Origin of the sequence: Mycobacterium sp. BK086 (genome assembly GCA_004362315.1) — a bacterium.
Classification (GTDB): Bacteria; Actinomycetota; Actinomycetes; order Mycobacteriales; family Mycobacteriaceae; genus Mycobacterium.
Genome location: SNWL01000003.1, coordinates 312,742 through 336,779, shown reverse-complemented (window position 1 = coordinate 336,779; position 24,038 = coordinate 312,742). Strand labels below are relative to the sequence as shown.

The window sequence follows — 24,038 nt, the reverse complement described above, 5'->3', positions numbered from 1 at the left end:
CTCCGTCGTTAGTCTTCGACGATGCCGATCCGGCGCGCCGCCGAGCACGAACCCATCGCCCGGGTGCTGCCGATGCTGTCGGTGCCGCATCTGGATCGCGAGTTCGACTATCTGGTGTCGGCCGAACAATCCGACGACGCTCAGCCCGGGGTGCGGGTGCGGGTCCGGTTTCACGGCCGCCTCGTCGACGCGTTCCTGCTCGAACGCCGTTCTGACACAGACCATGTCGGCCAGCTCGGCTGGCTGGACCGGGTCATCTCGCCCGAGCCGGTGCTTACCCCCGAGGTCCGCCGCCTCGTCGACGCAGTCGCCGCCCGCTACGCAGGCACCCGTCCCGACGTCCTCCGGCTGGCCATTCCACCCCGGCATGCCCGCGCGGAGAAGACCCAGGCCGACCCGCCACTGTTGCCCGTCATCGACCCCGTCGACCCGTCCGGCTGGGCTCGCTACGGCCGCGGCGAAGGGTTCCTGACCGCCCTGCGCGACGGCCGCGCCGCCCGCGCCGTCTGGCAGGCGCTGCCCGGCGAGCAGTGGTGCGACCGTATCGCCGAAGCCGCCGCGGCCGCCGTCAGCGGCGGCTACGGCGTGCTGGCTGTGGTTCCCGATCAGCGCGATATCGACGCGCTGTGGAAGGCGGCTACGGCCCGGATCGATGCCGCTGCCGTCGTGGCCCTGTCGGCCGGACTGGGCCCCTCGGCCCGCTATCGGCGCTGGCTGGCGGCGCTGCGCGGGCACGCCCGGCTGGTCATCGGCACCCGCAGCGCCGTGTTCGCCCCCGTCGAGCGGCTCGGCCTGGTCATCGTCTGGGACGACGGCGATGACACGCTCGCCGAACCGCGCTCGCCGTACCCGCACGCGCGTGAGGTGGCGATGCTGCGAGCCCATCAGCTGCGCTGTGCGGCGGTGATCGGCGGCTACGCCCGGACCGCCGAGGCGCATGCGCTGGTGCAGAGCGGCTGGGCGCACGACCTGGTGGCACCGCGGCCGCTGGTGCGCGCGGCCGCACCCCGGGTGGTCGCCCTCGACGACGAGGGCTACGCCGACGAACGCGACCCGGCGGCCCGCTCGGCCCGGCTGCCGTCGCTGGCCCTGCGCGCGGCGCGCGGCGCACTCGAACAGCAGGCGCCGGTGCTGATCCAGGTGCCGCGGCGCGGCTACGTGCCGTCGGTGGCGTGCGCCCGCTGCCGGACGATCGCGCGCTGCAGGCATTGCATGGGGCCGTTGTCGCTCGCGGAGCGGGATGCCACCGGTGCGGTGTGCCGCTGGTGCGGGCGGATGGACAGCTCACTGCGCTGCCGGCGCTGCGGGTCAGACGCGATCCGCGCCGTGGTCGTCGGGGCCCGGCGCACCGCCGAGGAGATGGGCCGGGCCTTCCCCGGGACGACGGTGATCACTTCGGCGGGCGATGCGGTGCACACCGAGATCGAGCCCGGGCCGGCGCTCGTCGTCGCGACGCCGGGGGCGGAGCCGCACGTGCCGGGTGGGTACGGCGCCGCGCTGCTGCTGGACAGCTGGGCGCTGCTGGGCCGCCAGGACCTGCGTGCCGCCGAGGACACCCTGCGGCGCTGGATGGCCGCCGCCGCACAGGTCAGGCCCCGCGGCGACGGTGGCGTGGTGGCGGTGGTCGCCGAATCGGTCATCCCGACCGTGCAGGCGCTGATCAAGTGGGATCCCGTCGGTCATGCCGAGGCCGAACTGGAGGCCCGGGCCGAGGTGGCGCTGCCGCCATGCGTGCACATGGCGGCCGTCGACGGCAGCTCGGGTGCGGTCAGCGCACTGCTCGAGCACGCCGAACTGCCCGAGGACGCCGACCAGCTGGGCCCCGTCGACCTGCCGCCCGGCGTGCGCCGCCCGCCCGCCACCCGGCCGGGCGAACCGGTCATCCGGATGCTCGTGCGGGTCCCCAAGGACGACGGGCTGGGGCTGGCCGCGTCGCTGCGGCATGCGATCGCCATCGCCAGTGCCCGGCACGACCACGAGGCGGTTCGGGTACAGATCGACCCGTTGCACATAGGGTGAGACCCGTTATCTGACGGGGGAGGCGGCATGAAAGCGACCGGCCGGGTCATCTGGTCCTTGATCGCGTTGCTGCTCATCGTCTTCGGGCTGCTGTGGCCGCTGGTGTTCACCGGCGACTCGCAGGGCAGCCCGCCGTCCGACCCCGTCGTCATCACCGACTACCACGCCGAATTCGTCGTCGACTCCAGCGGCCGGATGGACGCCACCGAGATCATCACCGGCGAATTCCCCAGCGGGCGGCACGGCATCTTCCGGTACTGGGATGTCACCAACGCCAACAGCCCGTATGTCCGGCAGGAGCCGCGGATCACCGAGATCCTGCTCGACGACCGGCCGGTGCCCTACGTGTTGCAGTGGAACGGCGGAAAACGCTTCCGGATAGCCAAGATTGGCGATCCGAACCAGTACCTCGACTACGGCACTCACGTCTTCCGGATCCGCTACACCGTCGACGGTGTGCTCGACCCCGGCGGCACGGGCGCGGGCAAGGAGTTCGCGTCCTCGACCGGCGACCCGTCGGCGCGGTCGACGTTCTTCTGGAACGTCGTCGCTCCGGCGTGGAACAACACCATCGAACGGGCCGACATCTTCGTGACCCTGCCCGGTGGCGTCAGCGGCGCCCAGTGCTCGGTCGGCTACGGCGTCGGGCGGGCCTGCGATGACCTGACCGTCAGCGGCGACAGGGTCCACCTGTCGGCCAGCGACCTGGATCCCCGCACCCCGGTCACGGTGCGGGCCGGTGTCGACGTGCCCACCCCGGCCCGCGACGAGTTGCCGTGGAGCTACCGCTGGGATCCGGTGCTGGGCCGGTCACTGCCTGCGGTGCTGTGGCTGGTCGGCCTGACGCTGGCAGCGGGCCTCGGCGCCGTTCTCTGGTGGCGGACGACGGTCGAGCCGTCGCCCGGCTTCCCGCTGCAGTACGCGCCGCCGCCGGGCCTGGGCCCGGTGCAGTGCGAATACATCCGCACCGAGAAGGTGCCCGCCAACGGGGTGACCGCGACGCTGTTCTACCTGGCCGAGCGCAAGCTGATCACCCTGCACCAGCTCAGCGAGAAGAAGTGGAGCATCACCGGCAGCGCCGAATACGCCGCGTGGGCCGATATCGACCGGGTGAGTCTGGACGTGGCCAGCGCGCTCAAGATCGTCGGACCCGACGCCCGGTTCGACGCCAACGGCACTGTGGCCGCGGGCAAGAAACTCTCCAAGGCCAAGACGGACATGAGCGCCTCGGTGATGAAATGGGCGTTCGACGGGCTCATGGTCAAGCGCTCGAGGGAGTTGTGGCTGCGGTTCTTCAACGTCGCCGCGCTGGTGCTGGCGGTGTGCGCCTTCGTCTGGTCCTCGTTCACCTTGTGGGGGTTGCCGTTCGCGGTCTTCTTCCTGTTCTCGGCCCGGTCGTGGGTCACGGGGGTGGGCAGCCGCCGCACCGCTGCCGGGCGCGAATTGTGGTCGCAGGCAGGCGGTTTCTACCGGATGCTGTCCACCGACTCGGCCGAGTCGCGGTTCGACTTCGCCGCCCGCAAGGACCTCTACACCGCCTATATCCCGTTCGCGGTGGCCGGCGGGGTCGCCGCCCTGTGGGCGCGCAAGTACCAGACCACCACCGGTGAGGTCGACCCGCAGCCGGACTGGTATCACTCGTCGTCGGGCACCAGCTGGCACGCGGCCAGCAGCGGTGGTGCTAGTTTCGACAGCTTCGAGTCGGCGTTGTCGTCGTCGATCGGCGCCTACACCGCCTCGCAGTCCTCGTCATCGTCCAGCAGTGGCGGCGGTGGCGGCGGTGGCGGGGGCGGTGGCGGTGGTGGCGGCGGTGGAGGAGGAGGCGGTTCATGGTGAGCTTCGTGCTGATCGTGGTACTGGTGCTCGCGGTCCTGGTGCTGGTCGGCTTCGTCCTGGGCTACAACAAGGTTCGGGCGGCCGACGTCCGGGTCGACGAGGCACTCGGTGGGATCGACGTACAGCTCACCCGGCGCGCCTCGCTGATTCCGGGGCTGGTGCACACTGTGCAGACTTTCGCCGCCCACGAGAAGGCGGTCCTGGATCACATCGCGGATGCCCAGACTGCACTGACCGCCGCAACCGCGGGAAAGTCTGTGGCGCAACGTACTTCGGCGGAAAAGGAATTCGACAGCGCCGTCGGTCAGGTGCTTGCCCTCGGGCAGAGCTACCCGCAGCTGAGTTCCTCGAACAACTTCTTGAACCTGCAGCAGAACCTGGCCGATACCGAGGACAAGCTGGCCTTCGCCCGGCAGTACTACAACGATGCCGTCGCGACCGTCAACCGGTTGACCACCACGATCCCGACGATGTTCGTCGCCGGGATGGCCGGGGTGTCGCAGCGTGAGTTCTATCAGGTGCCAAAGTAGAAGTATGCGAATCATTTTCGCCGGAACGCCCGAACCGGCACTGCCGTCGCTGCAGCGGCTGATCGACTCACCGCGCCACGACGTGATCGCGGTGCTGACCCGCCCGGACGCCGCCGCAGGCCGCCGCGGTAAACCCGCGCCGTCACCGGTGGCGCGGCTGGCCGACGAGGCGGGCATCCCGGTGCTGCGCCCCACGCGCCCCAACTCCGGCGAATTCATCGCCGAGCTGGCCGAGCTGGCGCCGGAGTGCTGTGCGGTGGTCGCTTACGGCGCGCTGCTCAGTGAAGCGCTGCTGGCGGTTCCGGCGCACGGCTGGATCAACCTGCACTTCTCGCTGCTGCCGGCATGGCGTGGCGCGGCACCGGTGCAGGCCGCCCTGGCCGCCGGCGATACCGTCACGGGCGCAACGACTTTCCTCATCGAGCCCAGCCTGGATTCCGGGCCTGTCTACGGTGTCGTGACCGAGACGGTACGGCCCGCCGACACCGCGGGCGATCTGCTCGGGCGGCTGGCCGTCTCGGGTGCGGGTCTGCTGGAGGCGACGCTGGACGGCATCGCCGACGCCACGCTGACACCCGTGCCGCAGCCCGCCGAGGGCATCAGCGTGGCGCCGAAGATCACCGTCGAGCAGGCCCGGATCTCCTGGGAGCTGCCCGCGCATGTCGTCGACCGCCGGATCCGCGCGGTGACCCCGAATCCCGGTGCCTGGACGATGATCGGTGACCTGCGGGTCAAGGTCGGTCCGGTGACCCTCGACGAGGCGGCCGCGCCGCTGGCGCCCGGGGAGATCACCGTGGACCGGTCGGGCGTGCGGGTCGGGACCGGGTCGCAGCCGGTCGTGCTGGGCCAGGTCCAGCCGCCGGGCAAGAAGCTGATGAACGCAGCCGACTGGGCCCGCGGTGCCCGGCTGGATGAGACGGTGCGGGCATCATGAGCGAGCGTCCCGGCAACAGAAGAAAGCCGCAGGGCGGCAAACGTTCTCGCACGCCACTGGATCCCGCCCGGCGGGCCGCTTTCGACGTGCTGCGCGCGGTGTCCGAGCGCGACGCCTACGCGAACCTGGTACTGCCCGCGATGCTCGCCGAACGCGGAATCCACGGCCGCGATGCGGCATTCGCCACCGAACTCGCCTATGGCAGCTGCCGAACGCTGGGGCTGCTCGACGCCGTCATCGCCGCCGCGGCGGGGCGCCCCGTCGACCAGATCGATCCGGTGCTGCTGGACCTGCTGCGCCTCGGCAGTTATCAGCTGCTGCGCACCAACGTTGCCCAGCACGCGGCCGTGTCGACCACCGTCGAGCAGGCGGGCATCGAATTCGACAGTGTCCGAGCGGGTTTCGTCAACGGCGTGTTGCGCACGATCTCCGGGCGCGACGAGGCCGCCTGGGTGGCCGAGCTGGCTCCGTCGACGGACACCGATCCGGTGGGGCATCTGGCGTTCGTGCACGCCCACCCGCGCTGGATCGCCCAGTCGTTCGCCGACGCGCTCGGCGCCGACGCGAGGGAGCTCGACGCCACCCTGGCCGCCGACAATGGCCGGCCCGGTGTGCATTTGGCGGCGCGCCCGGGCGTGCTGACCGCGCAGGAGCTGGCTGCCGAGGTCGACGGGACCATCGGCCGGTATTCGCCGTATGCGGTCTATCTCGGTGGCGGTGACCCCGGCCGGCTCGACGCGGTGCGGGACGGCAAGGCCCTGGTTCAGGACGAGGGCAGCCAGCTGGTGGCGCAGGCGTTGACGCTGGCCCCGCTGGCCGGTGAGGACGGCGGGCGTTGGCTGGATCTGTGCTCGGGCCCCGGCGGCAAGACCGCGCTGATCGCCGCGATCGCCGCCCAGCGGGGAGGGCGGGTGACCGCGATCGAACCGGCGCCGCGGCGCGCCGACCTGGTCGAGCAGAACACCCGCGGCCTGCCCGTCGAGGTACTGCGCGTCGACGGCCGGGAATCCGAGCTGGCGCCGGGCAGCTTCGACCGGGTGCTGGTCGACGCTCCCTGCACCGGGCTCGGTGCGCTGCGGCGCAGGCCGGAGGCCCGGTGGCGGCGCACCCCGGCCGACGTCCCCGTGCTGGCCAAGCTGCAGCGCGAACTGCTGGCCGCCGCGATCGCCCTGACCCGTCCCGGCGGGGTGATCCTCTACGCCACCTGCTCGCCGCACCTGGCCGAGACCGTCGGGGTGGTCACCGACGCGCTGCGGCGTCATCCGGTCACCGCCCTGGACACCCGGCCGCTGTTCGCCCCGGCCGAACGCCTGGGCGACGGTCCGCACGTCCAGCTCTGGCCGCACCGGCACGGTACCGACGCCATGTTCGCGGCTGCCCTGCAGAAGGCCCTCTAAGGTTGACTGCCATGCGACCCCTGATCGCCCCGTCGATCCTGTCCGCCGACTTCGCCCGCCTGGCCGACGAGGCCGCCGCCGTCGAAGGTGCCGACTGGCTGCACGTCGACGTGATGGACGGCCACTTCGTGCCCAACCTCACCCTCGGCCTCCCGGTGGTCGAGAGCCTGCTGGCCGCCACCGACATCCCGATGGACTGCCACCTGATGATCGACAACCCGGACCGCTGGGCGCCCGGGTACGCCGAAGCCGGGGCCTACAACGTCACCTTCCACGCCGAGGCCACCGACAACCCGGTCGCGGTGGCCCGCGACATCCGGGCGGCCGGCGCCAAGGCCGGCCTGTCGGTCAAGCCGGGCACCCCGCTGGAGCCCTACCTGGAGATCCTGCGCGACTTCGACACCCTGCTGGTGATGTCGGTCGAACCGGGCTTCGGCGGGCAGAGCTTCATCGCCGAGGTGCTCTCGAAGGTCACGACGGCGCGGCGGCTCGTCGATTCCGGTGAGCTGACGATCCTGGTCGAGATCGACGGCGGTATCAACGCCGACACCATCGAGCTGGCCGCCGAGGCCGGGGTGGACTGCTTTGTGGCGGGTTCGGCCGTCTACGGCGCAGCGGATCCCGGCGCCGCGGTCGAGGCGCTGCGCCGCCAGGCGGCCACCGCCTCGCAGCATCTGCGGATATGACGGCGGCGGTCGAGGCCGCGATGCGGCTGGCCATCACCCGAGCCCAGCAGGTGAAGGGTACGACGTATCCGAATCCGCCTGTGGGAGCGGTCATTCTGAATGCGGCAGGCGAGCTGGTCGGGGCCGGTGGCACCCAGCCCGCCGGTGGGCCGCACGCGGAGGTGATGGCCCTTCGTGAGGCAGGGGAGCGGGCGGCAGGCGGCACTGCCGTCGTCACCATGGAGCCGTGCAATCACCACGGCCGCACCCCGCCCTGCGTCGACGCCCTGATCGAGGCCGGGGTGGCGGCGGTGGTCTACGCCGTCGCCGACCCCAATCCCGTGGCCGCCGGCGGTGCCGACCGGCTGCGCGCGGCCGGGATCACGGTGACCGCCGGGGTGGGCGCCGAAGAGGTCGCGGGCGGACCACTGCGGGAATGGCTGCACAAACAACGCACCGGCCGGCCACATGTGACCTGGAAATTCGCCACCAGCGTGGACGGGCGCAGCGCCGCCGCCGACGGCTCGTCGCAGTGGATCACCAGCGAGGCGGCGCGTGCCGATCTACATGTGCGCCGCGCGGTGTGCGATGCGATCGTGGTCGGTACCGGCACCGTGGACATCGACGACCCGACGCTGACCGCCCGGTTGCCCGGCGGGGGACTGGCGGAGCGCCAGCCACTGCGGGTGGTGGTCGGCAAGCGCGAAATCTCGCCGGAAGCCAATGTGCTGAACGATGATTCGCGCACGATGGTGATCCGCACCCATGATCCACATGAGGTGATCCAGGCGCTGTCGGACCGCACCGATGTGCTCCTCGAGGGCGGCCCGACGCTGGCCGGTGCCTTTCTGCGAGCCGGGGCGATCGACCGGATCCTGGCCTACGTCGGCCCGATCCTGCTCGGTGGTCCGATCGTCGCCGTCGACGACGTCGGTGTGCCCAGCATCGCGCGGGCGCTGCGCTGGCAGTACGACGGTGTCGACCGGATCGGCCCCGATCTGCTGCTGAGCCTGGTCCCGGGTTAGCCCGCGAAGGCCGCCACCAACTCGGCGCAGAAGGCCGGCAGGTCGTCGGGCTTGCGGCTGGACACCAGCGTGTTGGGGCCGCCGGTGCACACCACGACCTCCTCGTCGACCCAGTCGGCGCCCGCGTTGCGCAAATCCGTCTGCACACTGGGCCACGACGTGATGCGACGTCCACGGACCACGTCGGCTTCGACCAGCGTCCACGGCCCGTGGCAGATGACGGCCACCGGCTTACCCGCCTCGAAGAAGCTCTTGGCCAAGCCGACTGCTGCCGGTTTGGTGCGCAGGAGGTCCGGATTGGCCACGCCACCGGGCAGCACCAGGCCGTCGTAGTCCGTCGCCGACACCGAGTCGGCCGACTTGTCGGCCTCGAACGTGTCGGCCGGGGTGAGGTGATTGAACGCCTGGACCTTGCCGACTTCGGTCGAGACCAGTTCCGGCGTACCGCCGGCTTGTTCGACAGCCTCCCACGGTTTGGTCAGCTCGACCTGCTCGGTGCCCTCGGGGGCGACCAGGAATGCGATGCGCTTTCCGGAAAGTTCGTTGCTCATGGACAGCCGGGTACCCGCCGACAGCGAGTTAATGCCCGCGATGTGGAGCAAGATGGCCTGATGAGCGACCCCGACGTGCTCGGCCTGTTCCCGCCCGGATCCGCGATCGACGATGGCGTCCTGAGCGTCGGCGGCTGCCGCCTCGATGAACTCGCCGCGGAGTTCGGCACCCCGGTCATGGTGGTGGCCGAAGACGCGGTGCGCCAACGGTCCAGGGACTACCTGGCCGCGTTCCGCGGTCGCTGGCCGAACACCGATGTAGCCTTCGCGTCAAAAGCGTTCCCGTGCACCGCCATTCAGCGCCTGATGAGTGAAGAGGGTCTGCTGCTCGACGTCGCGGGCGGTGGCGAGATCATGACGGCGCTGGCTGCAGGCGCCGACCCGGCCCGAATGTTGTTGCACGGCAACGCCAAGACCGACGAGGAACTCGAGCTGGCCGTCGCCAAGGGTGTCGGGCTGGTGGTGGTCGACAACTTCGACGACATCGACCGGCTGGAGCGCATCGTCGAATCGGGCGGGCGGCAGGCCTGCCTGGTGCGGGTCGTGCCGGGCATCGAGGCCGACACGCACGCGGCCGTCGCGACCGGACATGCCGGTTCGAAGTTCGGGCTGCTGCCTGATGACGCCCTGGTGGCAATCGAGAAGATCCGTCGCAGCAGGGTGCTGCGCTGCGACGGCGTGCACACCCACGTCGGCTCCCAGCTGCTCGATGCCGAGCAGCTGGCCGCCGCCGTGGCTCCCGTCGCCGAGCTCGGCAGCTTCGACGTGTACGACTTCGGCGGCGGCCTCGGCGTCCGCTACACGTACGCCGATCATCCGACGTCGCTGGCCGCCTACGCCCAGGCCATGATCGACAAGGCCCGCGCGCTGGTCCCCGCAGGCGCCCGCATCATCGTCGAACCGGGCCGCTCGATGACCGCGACCGCGGCGTGCACGGTCTACCGGGTCACCACCGTCAAGCGCGGCATGCTCACCCACGTCGCGGTCGACGGCGGGATGGGGGACAACCTCGAGGTGTCGCTGTACGGGCAGCGGTTCGAGGCCGCGCTCGTCGACCGGCCGGGCGGTGCCGACATCGTCACGGTGGTGGGGCGGCACTGCGAGTCCGGCGATGAGCTGATCGACGGTGTGCCGCTTGACAATCCGGCCGTCGGCGACCTGCTTGCCGTGCCGGTCACCGGGGCGTACTGCTACACGATGTCCAACCAGTACAACGGCGCGCGCCGGATTCCCGTCGTCTTCGCGAAGGACGGTGACGCCCGGCTCGTGGTGCGCCGGGACACCTGGGCGGACCTGCTGGCCCGTGACGTCTAAGCGGCGAGGGTCTTTTCGACGTCCGGTTCGTCGGCGTGCGCCGTCTTACCGCCGATGAACAAGGCCAGCGCCGCACCGACCAGGCACACGATGACCGTGATGAAGAAGATCGAGCCGTACTGCATGGCGAACGCGGTGCGATAGCGCTCGGCCTCGCCGGCGAGCTTGGCGGCCAAGGTGTTGCCACCCGGGCTGGGCAGGGTGGCCAGGATCTGGTTGAACCGGTACAGGCCCCAGGCGCTCAGCGCCGCGACACCGATCAGCATGCCGGTCATGCGGGCCACCACGACCAGCGACGACGCGATGCCGTGCTGGGCCGCCGGCACCACGCGCAGGGCGGCCGAGGTGAGCGGACCGATGACCAGGCCGAGCCCGATGCCGGCCAGCGCGAGGTCGGTGTCGATCACCGGAAGCGAGATGAAACCGAGGTCGTGGCGCTCACTCAACACGTTGACGCCCCAGTCCGACACCAGCCAGTAGGCGCCCGCCGAGATCAGCATGCCCACCACCGCGACGATCCGGTCGCCGATCTTGGTGGCCACCCATCCACCGATCAGGGCCCCGACGGGCAGCGCGATCAGGAAGTGCAGCAACAGGAATGCGGCCTGGGTCTGGTCCTTGCCCAGCACACCCTGACCGAACAGCTCGACGTTGACCAGGGTGACCATCAGTGCCGCGCCCGCGCACAGCGAGGTCCCCAGCGAGGCGAGGAACGGGAGGAACCGGACGCCCGCAGGCTCGATCAGCCGGGTGCGGGCGAACTTCTCCCACACGAAGAAGGCGATCGCGGCCACGACGGCACAGCCCACGAGCAGAAGGCCGTGCGGCGGCAGGAGTTGCTTGCCGTCGGGCGCCGGGTTGTAGAGACCGATGACGGCCAGGCCCAGCGCGATCGCGAGCAGGACCCCGCCGACGAAATCCACCTTTTCGGGATTCGCGGCCTTGTCGTGGGACGGCAGGCTGAAGTGGATCGCCACCATCGCGATCAGGGTCAGCGGGACGTTGATCCAGAACACGTCCTGCCACTTGCCCAGCGCCAGCACCACGCCGATGCCGTACAGCGGGCCCAGCACGCTGCCCAGCTCCTGGGCGGCACCGATACCGCCCAGCACCGCGGCGCGGCTGCGGGCCGCCCACAGGTCGGCGGCCAGTGCCAGCGTGACGGGCAGCAGCGCACCGGCCGCGATGCCCTGCACGAGCCGGCCGATCACCAACATGGTCAAGTCGGTGGACAGTGCCGTCACCACCGAGCCCACGGCGAAGGTGACCAGCGACAGCTGCAGCATCAGCTTGCGTCCGAACCGGTCGGACAGCCGGCCCAGCAGCGGCATGGCCGCGATATAGCCCAGCATGTACCAGGTGATGATCGGGGTGACCTGCTGCAGCTTGTTCACCGGGATGCCGACCGTCGACATGATGTCGACCATGATCGTGACGACCACGTAGGTGTCGAGCGCCCCGAGCAATACGGCCAGGCTGCCCGCGCTGATCACGATCCGGCGGCTGCGGCCGCTGCTCGTTGCCCGGTCGGCGGCGGTGTCTACGGACTCAGCCATGAGCGGCGCCGTCAGACGTTGGGCTTGGTGACGGTGACCGGCTTGTCCCACTCCGACAGCGTGATCTGAATGCTGCTGCCGTTACCCGTGTCGGCCTTGGCCTGCACCAGCTGATGCGGGTCGGCCTTCTGGACCCAGACCGTGGCGGGCAGCGGGTTGGTGGCCTTGAGCGGGATCAGCTTGTTCATCGCGTCGGCGCTGACCTTGCCGCTGATCCGCACGGTGTCCACGCCGTTGATGGTCTCGCTGGCCTCCGACTTGGGATCGGTGATACTGGCCAGCCAGTTGGCCAGGCCGTTGTCGGGGTTGAGCACCACCGAGGGGTCGTAGATGTCCTTGGCAGGGCCCATGTCGAGCCAGTTGTTGGGCGTCAGGGCGGCATAGAGGGTGCCGTCCAGCACGACCAGCTGGATGTCGACGTCCGAGCCGCCCATCGTGATCGTGGAGTTCCCCGACACCGCGACGGCAGGCACGTTGGTCAGGTCACCGGTGAGCTTCTTGACCGGCAGGCCCTCGATCTTGCCGCCGACGGTGATGTCCAGGTGGGCGCTCTTGAGGCCCTTGGTGACGGCGATGGACTGTTGCAGCAGTCCGGCGGCGTCGGGCAGCGGCTCAGAGGGCTTGGACGACGACGAGCAGCCCGCGACGAACAGGGCTGCTGTGGCGAGGAGGGCGACAAGGACGGCAAACATTCGGCGGCACGTCGGCATAGGTGCATCGTAGAGGGTCGCGCCGACGCGGAGTCATGGCCCAGGTGGGGATTACCCGGCCTTATCGGCTCTGACCTGCGATTTTAGTGGGGCTAAGCGAGTGTCGCCGGGGCCGGGCTAGATTGGGCGCGTGTTCACCGGAATCGTCGAAGAACTGGGTGAGGTCGTAGGCAAGGACGAGCTGGCCGACTCCGCCCGATTCGTCATTCGCGGGCCCGTCGTCACCGCCGACGCCCGCCACGGCGACTCGATCGCCGTCAACGGCGTGTGCCTGACGGTGGTCGACGTGCTGCCCGACGGTCAGTTCAGTGCCGACGTGATGGCCGAGACGCTCAACCGGTCCAGCCTCGCCGCAGTCGACGTCGGCAGCGCGGTGAACCTGGAGCGGGCCGCGGCGGTCAACAGCCGCCTCGGCGGCCATATCGTCCAGGGCCACGTCGACGGCACCGGGCACGTGGTGTCCCGCTCGCCCTCCGAGCACTGGGAGGTGGTTCGGGTCGCGCTGCCGCCCGAACTGTCTCGCTACGTCGTGGAGAAGGGCTCGATCACCGTCGACGGCATCTCGCTGACCGTGTCGGGTCTCGGCGACGACTGGTTCGAGGTCTCGTTGATTCCGACAACCTTGGCGCTGACCACGCTGGGTCGCGCGCCCGTCGGCACGCCGGTGAACCTCGAAGTGGACGTCATCGCCAAATACGTGGAGCGACTGCTCAGCGATCGCGGCCGGTAAGACTGGCAAACCACTGATCAATTGATCAGTACCAAAATTTGCTGGATTTACGCTTTTTCGCAAATAAGTGGAGCTAAGCCGTCCGGTTTTTCGCAGTTAAACCCGGCGAAAGCCCTGTTCAAGCGATCAGTCGCGCCCGGGGCTGTAATTGTCCTTGGCGAAAATGAATGTCCGTGTTAGGTTGCCGGACGAACGTAAGGTGCGCCTCACCCAAGCAATGTGTGCGAGTCGCGTCACAGGCCTCCGCGTGTCCCCAACAGGGGTCTTCCGGAGTGACTGTGTCGGCGTGAACACACTGCGAGTGAAGGAGGTGGGATGGCTGCCACTAGTCCGCGGAAACGGCGCGGGACTACTGGTCGTCACCGCAAGCCCTCTGCGTTCGAGTCGTCGAACTGTGCTCAGTGGTTGCGCGTCGGCGCCGTCGGTGTCGGGCTGGGTGCGGCGATCGTCGGTAGCCAGGCCATTGCCTCGGCAGCTCCGGACGACTCGCAGTCCGCAAATCCGGGTGCGAGCACAGGTCATGGGAAATCCGACCGCAGTACGTCGAAGGCCGCCGCCGGTCCGCGTAGCCCGTCCGCGCGGGTCGGCCAGTCGGAGTCTTCCAAACGCAAGCCGGCCGCTCCGCTCACCGTGTCCGCGCCTTCGGCTGTACCGGCCACTGCGACACGCAGCGCCGCCGCGGTCGCGGCACCGACGCCCTATGTCCGAGCCCTCAACGATGCACTGGACTCGATCGGGCTCGGCCCGGTCGGAGGCCCCGTTCGGCTACCGACGCCTCCGCCGGTCAATGTCGACGGCACGCGTCTCCTCACTGAGCTGTCGGAGTTGGCGACGCGGGTCGTCCATCGTGTCGGCGCCGGACTCGGCGACGAAATAGCTAACGCGACAAGGGATCTCGAACGTTCGATCCGGTTGTCTGTCGCGCCGATCGCCGCAAGCCTGCACGATCTCTTTGCGGCTCCGTCGGGCGCCGCCCCCAGCGCGGCCGCATCGGCGACACCGACCGCCGCGGCGACCGCCGAAGCAGGTTCGGCGGCTTGGTATTTCATGGGTGTGCTGACCAGGGCGGTCGACCGACTCGCCGGTTGGCCCGGCTTGCCCCACAACTTCGTCACGATCACCAACTATGTGACCGACCAGAACCTCGACACCCTCGACAACCAGCTCGACGCTTTGATCGCCAACGCGATCGCGGGCAGCCCGGCCCGGTGGATTCCCGACCTCAGCAGCATCCTGGGAATGTTCGTCAAGCCCTCGATCCCCAGCTATTCGTTCTCCGACACCCTCAACGCGTGGGGTGACTTCCTCAACCGGATCGTGCCGCCGTTCAACATCGCCCCAGGGGCGGGGACCTTCGGCATCATCACGCAGTACAAGATCATGGGCGCTGCCGTCGTCGGCACGGCGACGGTCCTGACCGACATGCTCAACGGTGTCTATGACCCGGCCCAGTGGGAGATCGACGTCATCAAGGCGACGACCGGCGCCACCGTCACGAGGGCTGACCTCACCAACTCCACCAGCCTCGAAACCAAGATCGCCGCGGCGCAGGCTGCGGCCATCCTGACCCTCGGACTCAGCGACGGTGGTGCCTACTACGACCCGACCCGGGCTTGGAACATCACGCTGCCGACATGGACTGCCGCGCAGGTCAATCCGTTCACGGTGGTGGCCTATGTCGCGTTGGTCGCCATGTACAAGCGGTTCCAGGAAGTTGCCGTCCTGACGACGTTCACGACGAGCACGACCTATGACAGTTGGCTCTACACACTGAGTTTGGGCGGCGACAGCACCCGCTCCGAGTATGCGGCCGGCACCTTCCATGCGGTCGATCCCGACGGCAGGCCGGTGGACTTCGGGACGTCGCTGCTCGGGACCTTCACCTCGGCAGGCGGTGGCCTGGTCACCATCAACACCAGCGGCGGTGGGTTCACGTATACGAACACGCTGCCCGGCGCGGCGTTCTTCCACCGGGCGACGTCGGAAAACGAGGCCGACCGATACGACACCGTGAACATCCCGGTGACATCCGCCGACGGCGTCAACTACACCCTCACCTTCAAGATCCAGATCATCGACGGATCGAACAGCGCGCCCACCGCGTCTCCGACGACGGGTGCCGCCGACGGCCTGGGTGTGGTGCGGGGCAGCGTCGGTGGCAGCGACTCTGACGGCGACACCTTGACGTACTCGCTGGTCGGGTCCTCGGTCAACGGCCTGAGCAACAACTCCGCCTACACCAAGAACGGCGCCGGGAACGGCGGCATCGTCACCCTCAACGCGACCACCGGCGCCTTCACCTACGTGTCGTCGGCGACCGCCGGGGCCACGCAGAGCTTCCAGGTACAGATGACCGACGGCCACGGTGGCACCACGATCGCGACCGTCACGGTGGCCAACACCACGTCGATCACCCCCGGCAATCTCAATACCTCGACGCCTTACGTCGTGACCGGTTCGGTACCGGTCCCGAGCGGCGATGCCGGCATCTTCACCAGTTACGCGTTGGGCGCCAGCCCGACGAGGGGCACCGTGACGTCCTTCAACCCGATAACCGGCGCCTTCACGTATACCTCGAGCGTCGGCCGTACGACGGCGAACAGCGATGTGGTCACGGTGATCGCCACCGACGCCGCCGGCCGCACCGTCACCCTGAAACTGGCTGTCAATCCTTCGGTGGTCAACAGCGCGCCGGTGGGTACCGGTGTGACAGTGGGTAGTTCGTCGCTGACCCGGATATTCGGCCCGTACGACCGGCAAGATACTTCAGGCACGCTGAAAGCGACTGACGCCGAAGGTGATTCGCTCACCTGGGCCGCCGGCACCTACGGCACCGCTCAGGGTGGCACCATCACGGTGAGCGCCAATGGCACGTTCACCTACACGAACCAGAAGTACGCCTGGTTCGGTGTGTCGGACAGCTACTGGCACGACCATGCGGTGCCCGGGGACCCCGGTGACACGGTCACGATCGCGGTCACTGACGCCTTCGGCGCCACGACCAACGTGACCTACGGGATTCCGATCGAAAAGCAAAACGCCGCACCGACGTTGAGCGGATCCGTGAGCAGTTCGAGCACCAGCGGCCTCGGTGTCGTGCGCGGCACCATCGCCAGTGCCTCTGACGGCGACGGCGACACGCTGACCTACAGCTTGGTCAATGCCAGCGGGGGATCGGTGTACGGGTCAAATGGTGGCATCGTCACGATGAGCGGCACCTCGTTCACCTACATTCCCAAGTCCGGGGTCACGTCGGACACCTTCCAGGTGCGGGTCGACGACGGTCATGGCGGAGTGACGACGTCGACGGTCACGCTGAGCGGGCTGACAACGCCGTCGCCGCAGACGAATACCAACACCTCGATCGGTGTGGTCAACGGCTCGCTGAATGTCCCTGGCGGCGACACCGGGCTGGGGTTGACCTACAGCCTGGGCAGCGGACCGTCGAAGGGCAGCGTGGTCGTCAACTCCAACGGCACCTACACCTACACCCGCACCGCAGGGCTGGGGCACACGACCACTCCGAACGATTCGTTCACGATCAAGGCGACGGACGCCTCCGGCAAGTCGGTCATCATCGCGACGATCAACGTCAACCCGACGGTGACCAACGCGGCCCCGACGCCCGGCACGACGACGATCGGCTCGTCCAACCTGCAAGACAACCGTGTGCTCGGCATCGGCAATCTCAATCAGACCTCCACCGGCACACTGCATGCCAACGATGCCGACGGCGATACCCTCACCTACACCGCCGGCACGTTCACGACGGCCAACGGCGGCACGGTGATCGTCAACGCCGACGGAACGTTCAACTACACCATCAGCAAGGGCTATTCGTACTACCACGCGGCAGCCAAGGTCGGGGCCACCGGCACCGCGGTGAATGACACGTTCACCGCAACGGTCAGTGATGCCTTCGGCGGCTCGACGTCCTATACGGCGACCGTGCCGATCTATGCGCAAAACTCAGCCCCGGGCACCACCTCGGGTGGCACCCGGTGGGGCAATTACTGGACCGGGGTCGGCAACGCGAGCGACAGCGACAGTGACGACCTGACGTATGTGGTCACCTCCACGCAGGGGACTGCGACCTACGACTCGTTCTGGCTGACCCTGTCCACCAGCGGCGCCAGCAGCGGCACCGTGGTCACGATCACGGTCTACGACGGCTACTACGTCGTGAGCGGGGGCGCGGTCACCGCCGCACTGTCCAGTAACTCCAGGACGTATACGGTCGCCTGAGCGGCGTTTGCTATCCGATCGCACCACGTCTACCACCCGCCGGGTGTCAAGCGGTACGAGCACGGACCAGAATCGCGGAACGGGCTGTTCAGCAGATTGCTTGAGTTTTCAGCGTTAATTGTCCCGCGTGAGGCGGCCGGCCGATGTTACGTTGCGGGACGGTACGTCTTGTGACGGAGCAAAGGAGCTGCCATGGCCGCCTCCAGTCCTCGGAAGCCACGCCGGGGCAAGGGTCGTCATCGCAAACCTTCGACCTTCGACGCGTCGAACTACGCGCAATTGCTCGGTATCGGCGCGGTTGGGGTCGGACTCGCCGCGGCGCTTGCCGGCGGCCAGGCCACCGCGTCCGCCAGCACCGGCGCGTCGTCGAACTCCGCGTCCGCGGGCAAGTCACCGTCGGCCGGGCCCGCGAGGGGAAACCAGCCGCCGGCCCCGAAGGCTGTCAGCGGCAGGCCCGGGTCCAAGCTGCCCGTGGCGCCGGCCAAGACCCGCGCGACGGCGAAGCGATCGGCCCTGGACGCCGAGATCGCGCCGGCCACCGGGCATTCGGCGCGGATCGTCTCTGCGCCGGCGGCCTCGACCAAAGCGGCGGGCGCCACGAAGACCGCATCGGCGTCGGACGCACCGCTGGGGTCGCCCGCCCAGTTCATCGCCACGCTCAACGCGATTCTGGATCAGCTGAAGGGCTGGCCCGAGCCGCCGACATTCACCTTCGTCACACCCGCGAACTACACCCTGGAACAGGCCCTCGACGCCCACACCGCCACGATCGACTTCTTCTACGCGCACCCCACCCCGGCCACCCGGTGGATGCGTGACCTCATGAGCATCGTGCATCTGTTCCTGCAGCCGATCGACCCCGCCTATACATTCGGCGACGGCCTCAACGTGTTCGGTTCCTTCCTGAACCGGATCGTGCCGCCGTACAAGATCAAGTCCCCGCAGAACCTCACCCTGACCAAGGCCCAGGTGGCGGCGGCAGCCGTCGGCGCGCTGGTCAAGGTACTCGACGAGCTGCTGGCGGGCGATTTCAACCCGGAACACTGGCGCGACGCTGCCACCGAGGGCGGGACGGCCGGCGCCACGGACCCCGGCAGCATCCTGAACATGACGTTCGCAACCGGTGCGACGCCGAATTTCTTCTCCCTGATCGCCTACGTCGCGCTGGTGGCGTGTTACGACCGGTACAAGTGGGTGGCCCTCAACCATCTCCCGACGAGCAACAACACCCAGACCGGGCAGCTGCTGCTCGTCGTCTCCGGCAATGTCAACGCGACCGACGCCGACGAGGACCCGCTGATCTACACGTACAGCCAACCGACGAACGGCATCGTCGTGGTCAATGCCGATGGCTCGTGGGTCTATACCCGCACGTCTAACCTGCTGGCCGACGACACCGACTCGTTCGACGTCACGATCGACGACACCGCCGGCCAGGCGCTCGATCTGGGGCTCAGCCATCCCTACGCCCCCAATGGCCATACCGTCACGGTCACCATCACCGTCAATTACGACGGGTCGCTCAGCATCTAGCGATCGCGGTCGAAATTATTCCAGTTTGCAAATTTGCTAAACCTCGCTTGCTGTGCACATGCTCAGCATCGACACGCGACACAAAACTGTCAAATATGGATTAAAACCGCAGGTGAACGAATTTCTTAAAAACTTGACTGAGACAAGCTTTGGCAAAAAGCTGTAAGCAGTGTTACGTTGCGGGCCGGTTCAAGTGACGTTCATCTCCGTGCACGGGCGTGTGTGGATTCCGTCACCCATCGGTCGCGTCGGGAGATTCGGTGAGTAACAAGCGGGTGGGACGCCACCGGAAACAGGCTGCCCGCCACCGGAAGCGCTCGGCTCACAACGGCAGGCGCACGGCGCAAAACAGCCTGTTCGCCGCGGCCATCGGTCTGGGTCTGGCGGCAGGTGTCGGACAGGGCGTGGCCGCTGCGTCCACCGATGGCGGATCCTCGGATTCCGGATCTACGGGCAATGCCGGCAGCAATTCCAGCCACTCGGCGACTCCCAAAAAGGGATCCGCCGGACCTGCGCGCACCCGCTCGACGGCCAAGGCGCCCGCGGCGGCCTCCAACAGTGGGGCCACCGGGTCCGTCCGTTCGACCGGCTCGGGCCGCGCGCTGGTGCCGAGCAGCGATCCGACAGACAGCACCACACCCGTCACGACGATGACAACGGCGGCGCCCGGCGACACCCCCACCGTGACGGTCTCCGTGACGCCGGATTCGCCCGCGACCGAGGCGGTCGTCGCGAAGACGACATCGGCCAGGGCTGCTGCCAAGGTCCCGTCGGCGGCGGCCACCCCGGCTTACGTGCTCAACGGCGAAGTGTCGGACGGTCAGGCCGGTGCCGGCCCGATCACCACGCCGGCGCAGTACGCCCTCCAGACCACGCTGGATGCCTGGGGTGCCCAGCTGAATGCCCTACTCGCGGCTCCGATGACGCCCGCCAACGCGTGGCTGAGAATGCCGATCGACATCCTGAGCCAGTTCTTCGTGTCGCGGATCACGGCCGACCGGTTCTCCTACATCGTCAACGGCGCGGCCAGCCTGCTCAACGTGATCGTGCCCCCGTTCAAGATGGTCGACGGCGCGCCGTCGACCATCACGCAGGCGTCGGTGACGGCCGCGGTTCTCGCCGGCGCCATCGTCGTCTTCAACATGTCGCAGAATCCCGACCCCATCGCGTGGGGGAATGAGGCCCTGAGCCTCGGGGCCGCGATGGTCGCACTGGCCAAGGGCGATCTCATCAATGGCTTGAACGACCCGATCACCTCGGCTGCGTCGGGCGCGTTCCTCGCCCCGGCGACCGTGCTGGACAAGACAATCGACCTCGTCAACCCGAACCCGGTATCGCTCGCGATGTATGTCGTCGTGGTCGCGATCTTCCGGCGGTTCGAGGACGTGGCGACCGATCACGCGCCCGTCGTGACCGATATGAAGCAGACCAGTCAGCATCTCCCGGGCGCCAGCGGGACCACCGTCTCGGGCTACGTCCAGTTCTACGACGCCGACGGCGATCCGATCACCTCGTACGGTTTCACCGAACCCAACGACAGCCGATTCACCGTCACCGTGGTCGACGGCACGAACGGCCGGATGAATTGGACTGTCTGGGACTGGAATCCGCTGGGCCCCTCGACCCCCAAGACCCTGACGTTCACCATGACGATTCTCGCGCAGGGTGACGGCGAGATCAGCGTGCTCCATCCGTACATGCCGGACGGCGACACGCAGACCACGCAGAAGACGGTCACGGTGACCGTCTACTACAACCAGGCCATCGGTTCGATGACCAATACGGTCGGCAGCACCTCGCCGATGGGCGTGGTTCGCGGCACGGTCAGCACTCCGCAGAACCCGGACAACCCAACAACTTTCGCGCTGAGCGGAGGCAGTGGGGGATCTGCGTATACCGCCAATGGCGGCATCGTCAAGCTCAATGCCGCCACCGGTGCCTACACCTACATCCCGAACCGGGCATCGGGTGCGACGACGGACTCGTTCCAGGTCGTCAGCACCGACAGCTTCGGCTACACCTATACGACGAGCGTGACGGTACCGGTGAGTTCCGCGTCGCCGGTGACCACCTTCAACACCAAGACCGGCAAGGTGACCGGCGGCATGGTGATCAACGGCGCCGACGCCGGCTTGATGAACTACAGCCTTGGCACCGGCCCGAATGCGTTGCGGGGCAGCGTGGTTGTGAACGCCGACGGCACTTTCGTCTACACCAGGTCGGCGACGGCTGGATCGCAGCCCACGACGGACTCTTTCACGATCCTGGGCACCGACAGCTCCGGGAAGACGGTGACCGTCGCCGTGGTCAACGTCAACGCGACCACGGGCAACAGCGCGCCGGTGGGTGCCGGTCTGACGACGGACTCTCCCGTCGGGGCGCCGACCTACAACGCGCTGGGCGGTCCGCGCGACGAGCAGCACACGACGGGTCAGCTCAACGCCACGGACGCCGACGGCGACCCGCTGACGTTCGCTGCCGGCACCTACACGACCACCCAGGGTGGTTCGATCGTTGTCGACGCGAACGGTCGATTCACGTACGACAAGAATGTGTTCGCCCCCTTCGGAGTTCACAATGCCTACTGGCACACTCACGCCGTCGACGGCGACCCCGGAGATTTGTTCACCATCAACGTCAGCGACGGCTTCGGCGGCGTCACCGCGGTGACGTACTCGGTCCCGATCGCGAAGCTCAACGCGCCGCCCACAGTGGACAGCGGAACGATCAACAACAAGACCACCTCGGGCATGGGTGTGGTGCGCGGCAACATCGCCGGCTCCGATGGCGACGGCGATGGCCTGACCTACAGCATGATCGGCGCGACGGGCGGCTCGGTGTACAGCGCCAGCGGCGGCATCGTCAAGATCAATTCGGACGGTTCGTTCACCTACACCCCGAAGGTCGGCGTCACGTCGGATTCGTTCCAGGTGCTCGTCAACGACGGCCACGGCGGCGTGACAACGGCGACGGTGAACCTCAGTGGGCTCACGACGCCGTCGCCGACGGCGAATGTCAGTACCGCCGTACCGGGCAAGGTCACCGGCAATCTCAATGTCCCGGCGAGCGAAAATGGCTTGTACACCTACAGTCTGGGAACCGGCCCGTCGAAGGGCACCGTGACGGTCAATGCCGACGGCAGCTACAGCTACACCCGCACAGGTACGTTGGGCCATTCCACGACCCCGACCGACTCGTTCACCATCGTGGCGACGGAGGTCGGCACCGGCAAGACGGTGACGATCGCGACGATCACGGTCACTCCGACGATCGCGAACAGCGCGCCGGTGGGTAACGGTGTGACAGTGGGCAGTTCGTCGCTGACCCGCGTCGTCGGTCCGAACGATCAGCAGGACACCACGGGCACGCTGAAAGCGACTGACGCGGACGGCGACACGCTCACCTGGGCGGCCGGTACGTACAACACGGCCCAGGGTGGCACCATCACCGTCAACGCCAACGGCACGTTCAGCTACACGATCCAGAAGTACGCGTGGTTCGGCGTCTCGGACAGCTACTGGCACGACCATGCCGTCACCGGTGACCCCGGCGACACGTTCACGATCAACGTCAGTGACGCCTTCGGTGGCACCACCGCGGTGACCTACGGCATTCCGATCGAAAAGCAGAACGCCGCACCGACTTTGAGCGGAAGCGTGGCCAGCTCGAACACGAGCGGCCTCGGCGTGGTGCGCGGCACGATCAACGGCGGCTCCGATGGCGACGGCGACGGCCTGACCTACACGCTGGTCGGTACCACCGGCGGCTCGGTGTACGGCTCCAACGGCGGCATCGTGACGATGTCCGGTACCTCGTTCACGTACATTCCGAAGTCCGGCGTCACGTCGGATACGTTCCAGGTGCAGGTGTCCGACAATCACGGTGGAACCGCCACGGCGACAGTCACTCTCAGCGGGCTGACCACTCCGTCGCCGCAGACGAACACCAACGGGGTTGCGGGCGTTACGAACGGCTCACTGAACGTCCCCGCAGGCGACACCGGGCTGGGGCTGACCTACAGCCTGGGCACCGGTCCGTCGAAGGGCAGCGTGGTGGTCAACGCCAACGGCACGTACACCTACACGCGGACCGCAGGCCTTGGCCACAGCACGACCCCGAACGATTCGTTCACCATCAAGGCCACCGATGCCACCGGCAAGTCGGTGATCATCGCCACGATCAACGTCGCCCCGTCGGTGAGCAACAATGCGCCCGCGGTGACGGTCAACGGCAGCTCCGGGACGGTCACGGTGTCCGGTCCGGGATCCAAGACCAACCCCAACGCGGCCGGAGTCCAGACGATCACCGGCCTGACATTCGCCGCCAGCGACGCCGACTCCGACGCACTACTGATCAACAACAAGTTCGATGGCAGCGGCACGACCTTCGCCCTGGCCAGCGGCGGCACCATCACCACCGCCAACGGCGGCACGGTGACCGTCAACTCCAACGGCACCATGTCGTACTCGATCAGCCAGAGCGCGGCCTACTTCCACGCCGCGGCCAAGATGGGGGCCACCGCGGCGCAAAAGACGGACTGGTTCAACTTCACCGTCACCGACGGCTACGGCGGCACCAGCACCGTCACGGTGGTCGTCCCGATCTACGCCGAAAACAGGGACCCGACTACGAGCGCAGTCAAGGTCGGCAATAGCTGGACCTCCATCAAAGCGACCGATCCCGATGGTGAGACGATCTCGACCACGAAACTCAGCGCCCCGCCCAATGACGCCAACCCCGGCTCGGGGTACATCGTCTCCACCGGGGACTCCCTGACCGGCAGCCTCAACCTCGGCACCGCCGCCCTCACCAAGTTCTCCTCCTTCACCATCACCGTCTACGACGGGTACTGGAGGACCTCCAACGGCGTGGTGACCAGCACGCCGGGCCAGAAGCAGGTCTGATCTCGCTCCGACACCGTCTACGACGGCTACTACCGTGTCGTCAACGGCGTGATCGATACGACCTACCCGACCCGGGTGTGGAAGACGTG

At 68.1% G+C, this 24,038-nt stretch carries 15 protein-coding genes; 12 read left to right on the top strand and 3 right to left on the bottom strand.

The window, feature by feature from the left end:
- The first annotated feature begins 21 nt into the window (after positions 1-21).
- From EV580_RS01540 to ribD, 7 genes are read left to right on the top strand one after another with little or no spacing between them, the layout of a single operon-like run.
- The gene (locus EV580_RS01540) at positions 22-2,019 is read left to right on the top strand and encodes a primosomal protein N' (protein ID WP_133689401.1); all 1,998 of its coding nucleotides are present in this window, start codon (positions 22-24) and stop codon (positions 2,017-2,019) included.
- A gap of 27 nt (positions 2,020-2,046) precedes the next feature.
- Positions 2,047-3,855 carry a DUF2207 domain-containing protein gene (locus EV580_RS01535; RefSeq protein WP_133689400.1) on the top strand — a complete coding sequence of 603 codons (1,809 nt, stop codon included), beginning with the start codon at positions 2,047-2,049 and terminating at the stop codon, positions 3,853-3,855.
- On the top strand, positions 3,849-4,385 hold the full coding sequence (locus EV580_RS01530; protein ID WP_133689399.1) for a LemA family protein: 537 nt from the start codon (positions 3,849-3,851) through the stop codon (positions 4,383-4,385). Before EV580_RS01535 ends, EV580_RS01530 begins: the two co-directional genes overlap by 7 nt.
- 4 nt (positions 4,386-4,389) lie before the next feature.
- Positions 4,390-5,319 (top strand): methionyl-tRNA formyltransferase, encoded by a 930-nt coding sequence (fmt, locus tag EV580_RS01525; protein WP_133689398.1) that lies wholly within the window; start codon positions 4,390-4,392, stop codon positions 5,317-5,319.
- On the top strand, positions 5,316-6,716 hold the full coding sequence (locus EV580_RS01520; protein ID WP_133689397.1) for an RsmB/NOP family class I SAM-dependent RNA methyltransferase: 1,401 nt from the start codon (positions 5,316-5,318) through the stop codon (positions 6,714-6,716). The genes fmt and EV580_RS01520 overlap by 4 nt, the downstream gene beginning before the upstream one ends.
- An 11-nt stretch (positions 6,717-6,727) precedes the next feature.
- Positions 6,728-7,402 carry a ribulose-phosphate 3-epimerase gene (gene rpe / locus EV580_RS01515; RefSeq protein ID WP_133689396.1) on the top strand — a complete coding sequence of 225 codons (675 nt, stop codon included), beginning with the start codon at positions 6,728-6,730 and terminating at the stop codon, positions 7,400-7,402.
- A complete protein-coding gene (gene ribD / locus EV580_RS01510) occupies positions 7,399-8,406 on the top strand; it encodes a bifunctional diaminohydroxyphosphoribosylaminopyrimidine deaminase/5-amino-6-(5-phosphoribosylamino)uracil reductase RibD (RefSeq protein WP_133689395.1) in 1,008 nt (335 codons plus the stop codon). The genes rpe and ribD overlap by 4 nt, the downstream gene beginning before the upstream one ends.
- Here ribD and EV580_RS01505 read toward each other — a convergent pair.
- On the bottom strand, positions 8,403-8,957 hold the full coding sequence (locus tag EV580_RS01505) for a type 1 glutamine amidotransferase domain-containing protein (protein WP_133689394.1): 555 nt from the start codon (positions 8,955-8,957) through the stop codon (positions 8,403-8,405). The two genes, ribD and EV580_RS01505, sit on opposite strands and share 4 nt — an antisense overlap.
- A gap of 60 nt (positions 8,958-9,017) precedes the next feature.
- Here EV580_RS01505 and lysA point away from each other — a divergent pair, with 60 nt between their 5' ends.
- Positions 9,018-10,271, top strand: coding sequence for a diaminopimelate decarboxylase (gene lysA / locus EV580_RS01500; RefSeq protein ID WP_133689393.1), 1,254 nt, complete (start codon positions 9,018-9,020; stop codon positions 10,269-10,271).
- Here lysA and EV580_RS01495 read toward each other — a convergent pair.
- Positions 10,268-11,827: an MFS transporter gene (locus tag EV580_RS01495; protein ID WP_133689392.1), complete on the bottom strand. Its 1,560-nt coding sequence runs from the start codon at positions 11,825-11,827 to the stop codon at positions 10,268-10,270. The two genes, lysA and EV580_RS01495, sit on opposite strands and share 4 nt — an antisense overlap.
- An 11-nt stretch (positions 11,828-11,838) precedes the next feature.
- Positions 11,839-12,537 carry an LppX_LprAFG lipoprotein gene (locus tag EV580_RS01490; RefSeq protein WP_166654553.1) on the bottom strand — a complete coding sequence of 233 codons (699 nt, stop codon included), beginning with the start codon at positions 12,535-12,537 and terminating at the stop codon, positions 11,839-11,841.
- A gap of 130 nt (positions 12,538-12,667) precedes the next feature.
- On the opposite strand from EV580_RS01490, the gene EV580_RS01485 reads away from it, so the two are divergent.
- The 4 genes from EV580_RS01485 (at position 12,668) to EV580_RS01470 (ending at position 23,949) form a co-directional block, all read left to right on the top strand.
- Positions 12,668-13,267, top strand: coding sequence for a riboflavin synthase (locus EV580_RS01485; protein ID WP_133689390.1), 600 nt, complete (start codon positions 12,668-12,670; stop codon positions 13,265-13,267).
- A gap of 315 nt (positions 13,268-13,582) precedes the next feature.
- The gene (locus EV580_RS01480) at positions 13,583-17,512 is read left to right on the top strand and encodes a beta strand repeat-containing protein (protein ID WP_133689389.1); all 3,930 of its coding nucleotides are present in this window, start codon (positions 13,583-13,585) and stop codon (positions 17,510-17,512) included.
- A 192-nt stretch (positions 17,513-17,704) separates the two neighbouring features.
- Positions 17,705-19,045, top strand: coding sequence for an Ig-like domain-containing protein (locus tag EV580_RS01475; protein ID WP_133689388.1), 1,341 nt, complete (start codon positions 17,705-17,707; stop codon positions 19,043-19,045).
- 260 nt (positions 19,046-19,305) lie between these two features.
- A complete protein-coding gene (locus tag EV580_RS01470; RefSeq protein ID WP_133689387.1) occupies positions 19,306-23,949 on the top strand; it encodes an Ig-like domain-containing protein in 4,644 nt (1,547 codons plus the stop codon).
- Positions 23,950-24,038: the final 89 nt, after the last annotated feature.

What these genes read in the sequence shown, in the direction of transcription:
- EV580_RS01490 (WP_166654553.1), bottom strand. Translation starts at nt 12,537, where the DNA reads ATGCCGACGTGCCGCCGAATGTTTGCCGTCCTTGTCGCCCTCCTCGCC.
- EV580_RS01520 (WP_133689397.1), top strand. Translation starts at nt 5,316, where the DNA reads ATGAGCGAGCGTCCCGGCAACAGAAGAAAGCCGCAGGGCGGCAAACGT.
- lysA (WP_133689393.1), top strand. Translation starts at nt 9,018, where the DNA reads ATGAGCGACCCCGACGTGCTCGGCCTGTTCCCGCCCGGATCCGCGATC.
- EV580_RS01480 (WP_133689389.1), top strand. Translation starts at nt 13,583, where the DNA reads ATGGCTGCCACTAGTCCGCGGAAACGGCGCGGGACTACTGGTCGTCAC.
- EV580_RS01475 (WP_133689388.1), top strand. Translation starts at nt 17,705, where the DNA reads ATGGCCGCCTCCAGTCCTCGGAAGCCACGCCGGGGCAAGGGTCGTCAT.
- ribD (WP_133689395.1), top strand. Translation starts at nt 7,399, where the DNA reads ATGACGGCGGCGGTCGAGGCCGCGATGCGGCTGGCCATCACCCGAGCC.
- EV580_RS01505 (WP_133689394.1), bottom strand. Translation starts at nt 8,957, where the DNA reads ATGAGCAACGAACTTTCCGGAAAGCGCATCGCATTCCTGGTCGCCCCC.
- rpe (WP_133689396.1), top strand. Translation starts at nt 6,728, where the DNA reads ATGCGACCCCTGATCGCCCCGTCGATCCTGTCCGCCGACTTCGCCCGC.
- EV580_RS01530 (WP_133689399.1), top strand. Translation starts at nt 3,849, where the DNA reads ATGGTGAGCTTCGTGCTGATCGTGGTACTGGTGCTCGCGGTCCTGGTG.
- EV580_RS01540 (WP_133689401.1), top strand. Translation starts at nt 22, where the DNA reads ATGCCGATCCGGCGCGCCGCCGAGCACGAACCCATCGCCCGGGTGCTG.
- EV580_RS01535 (WP_133689400.1), top strand. Translation starts at nt 2,047, where the DNA reads ATGAAAGCGACCGGCCGGGTCATCTGGTCCTTGATCGCGTTGCTGCTC.
- fmt (WP_133689398.1), top strand. Translation starts at nt 4,390, where the DNA reads ATGCGAATCATTTTCGCCGGAACGCCCGAACCGGCACTGCCGTCGCTG.
- EV580_RS01495 (WP_133689392.1), bottom strand. Translation starts at nt 11,827, where the DNA reads ATGGCTGAGTCCGTAGACACCGCCGCCGACCGGGCAACGAGCAGCGGC.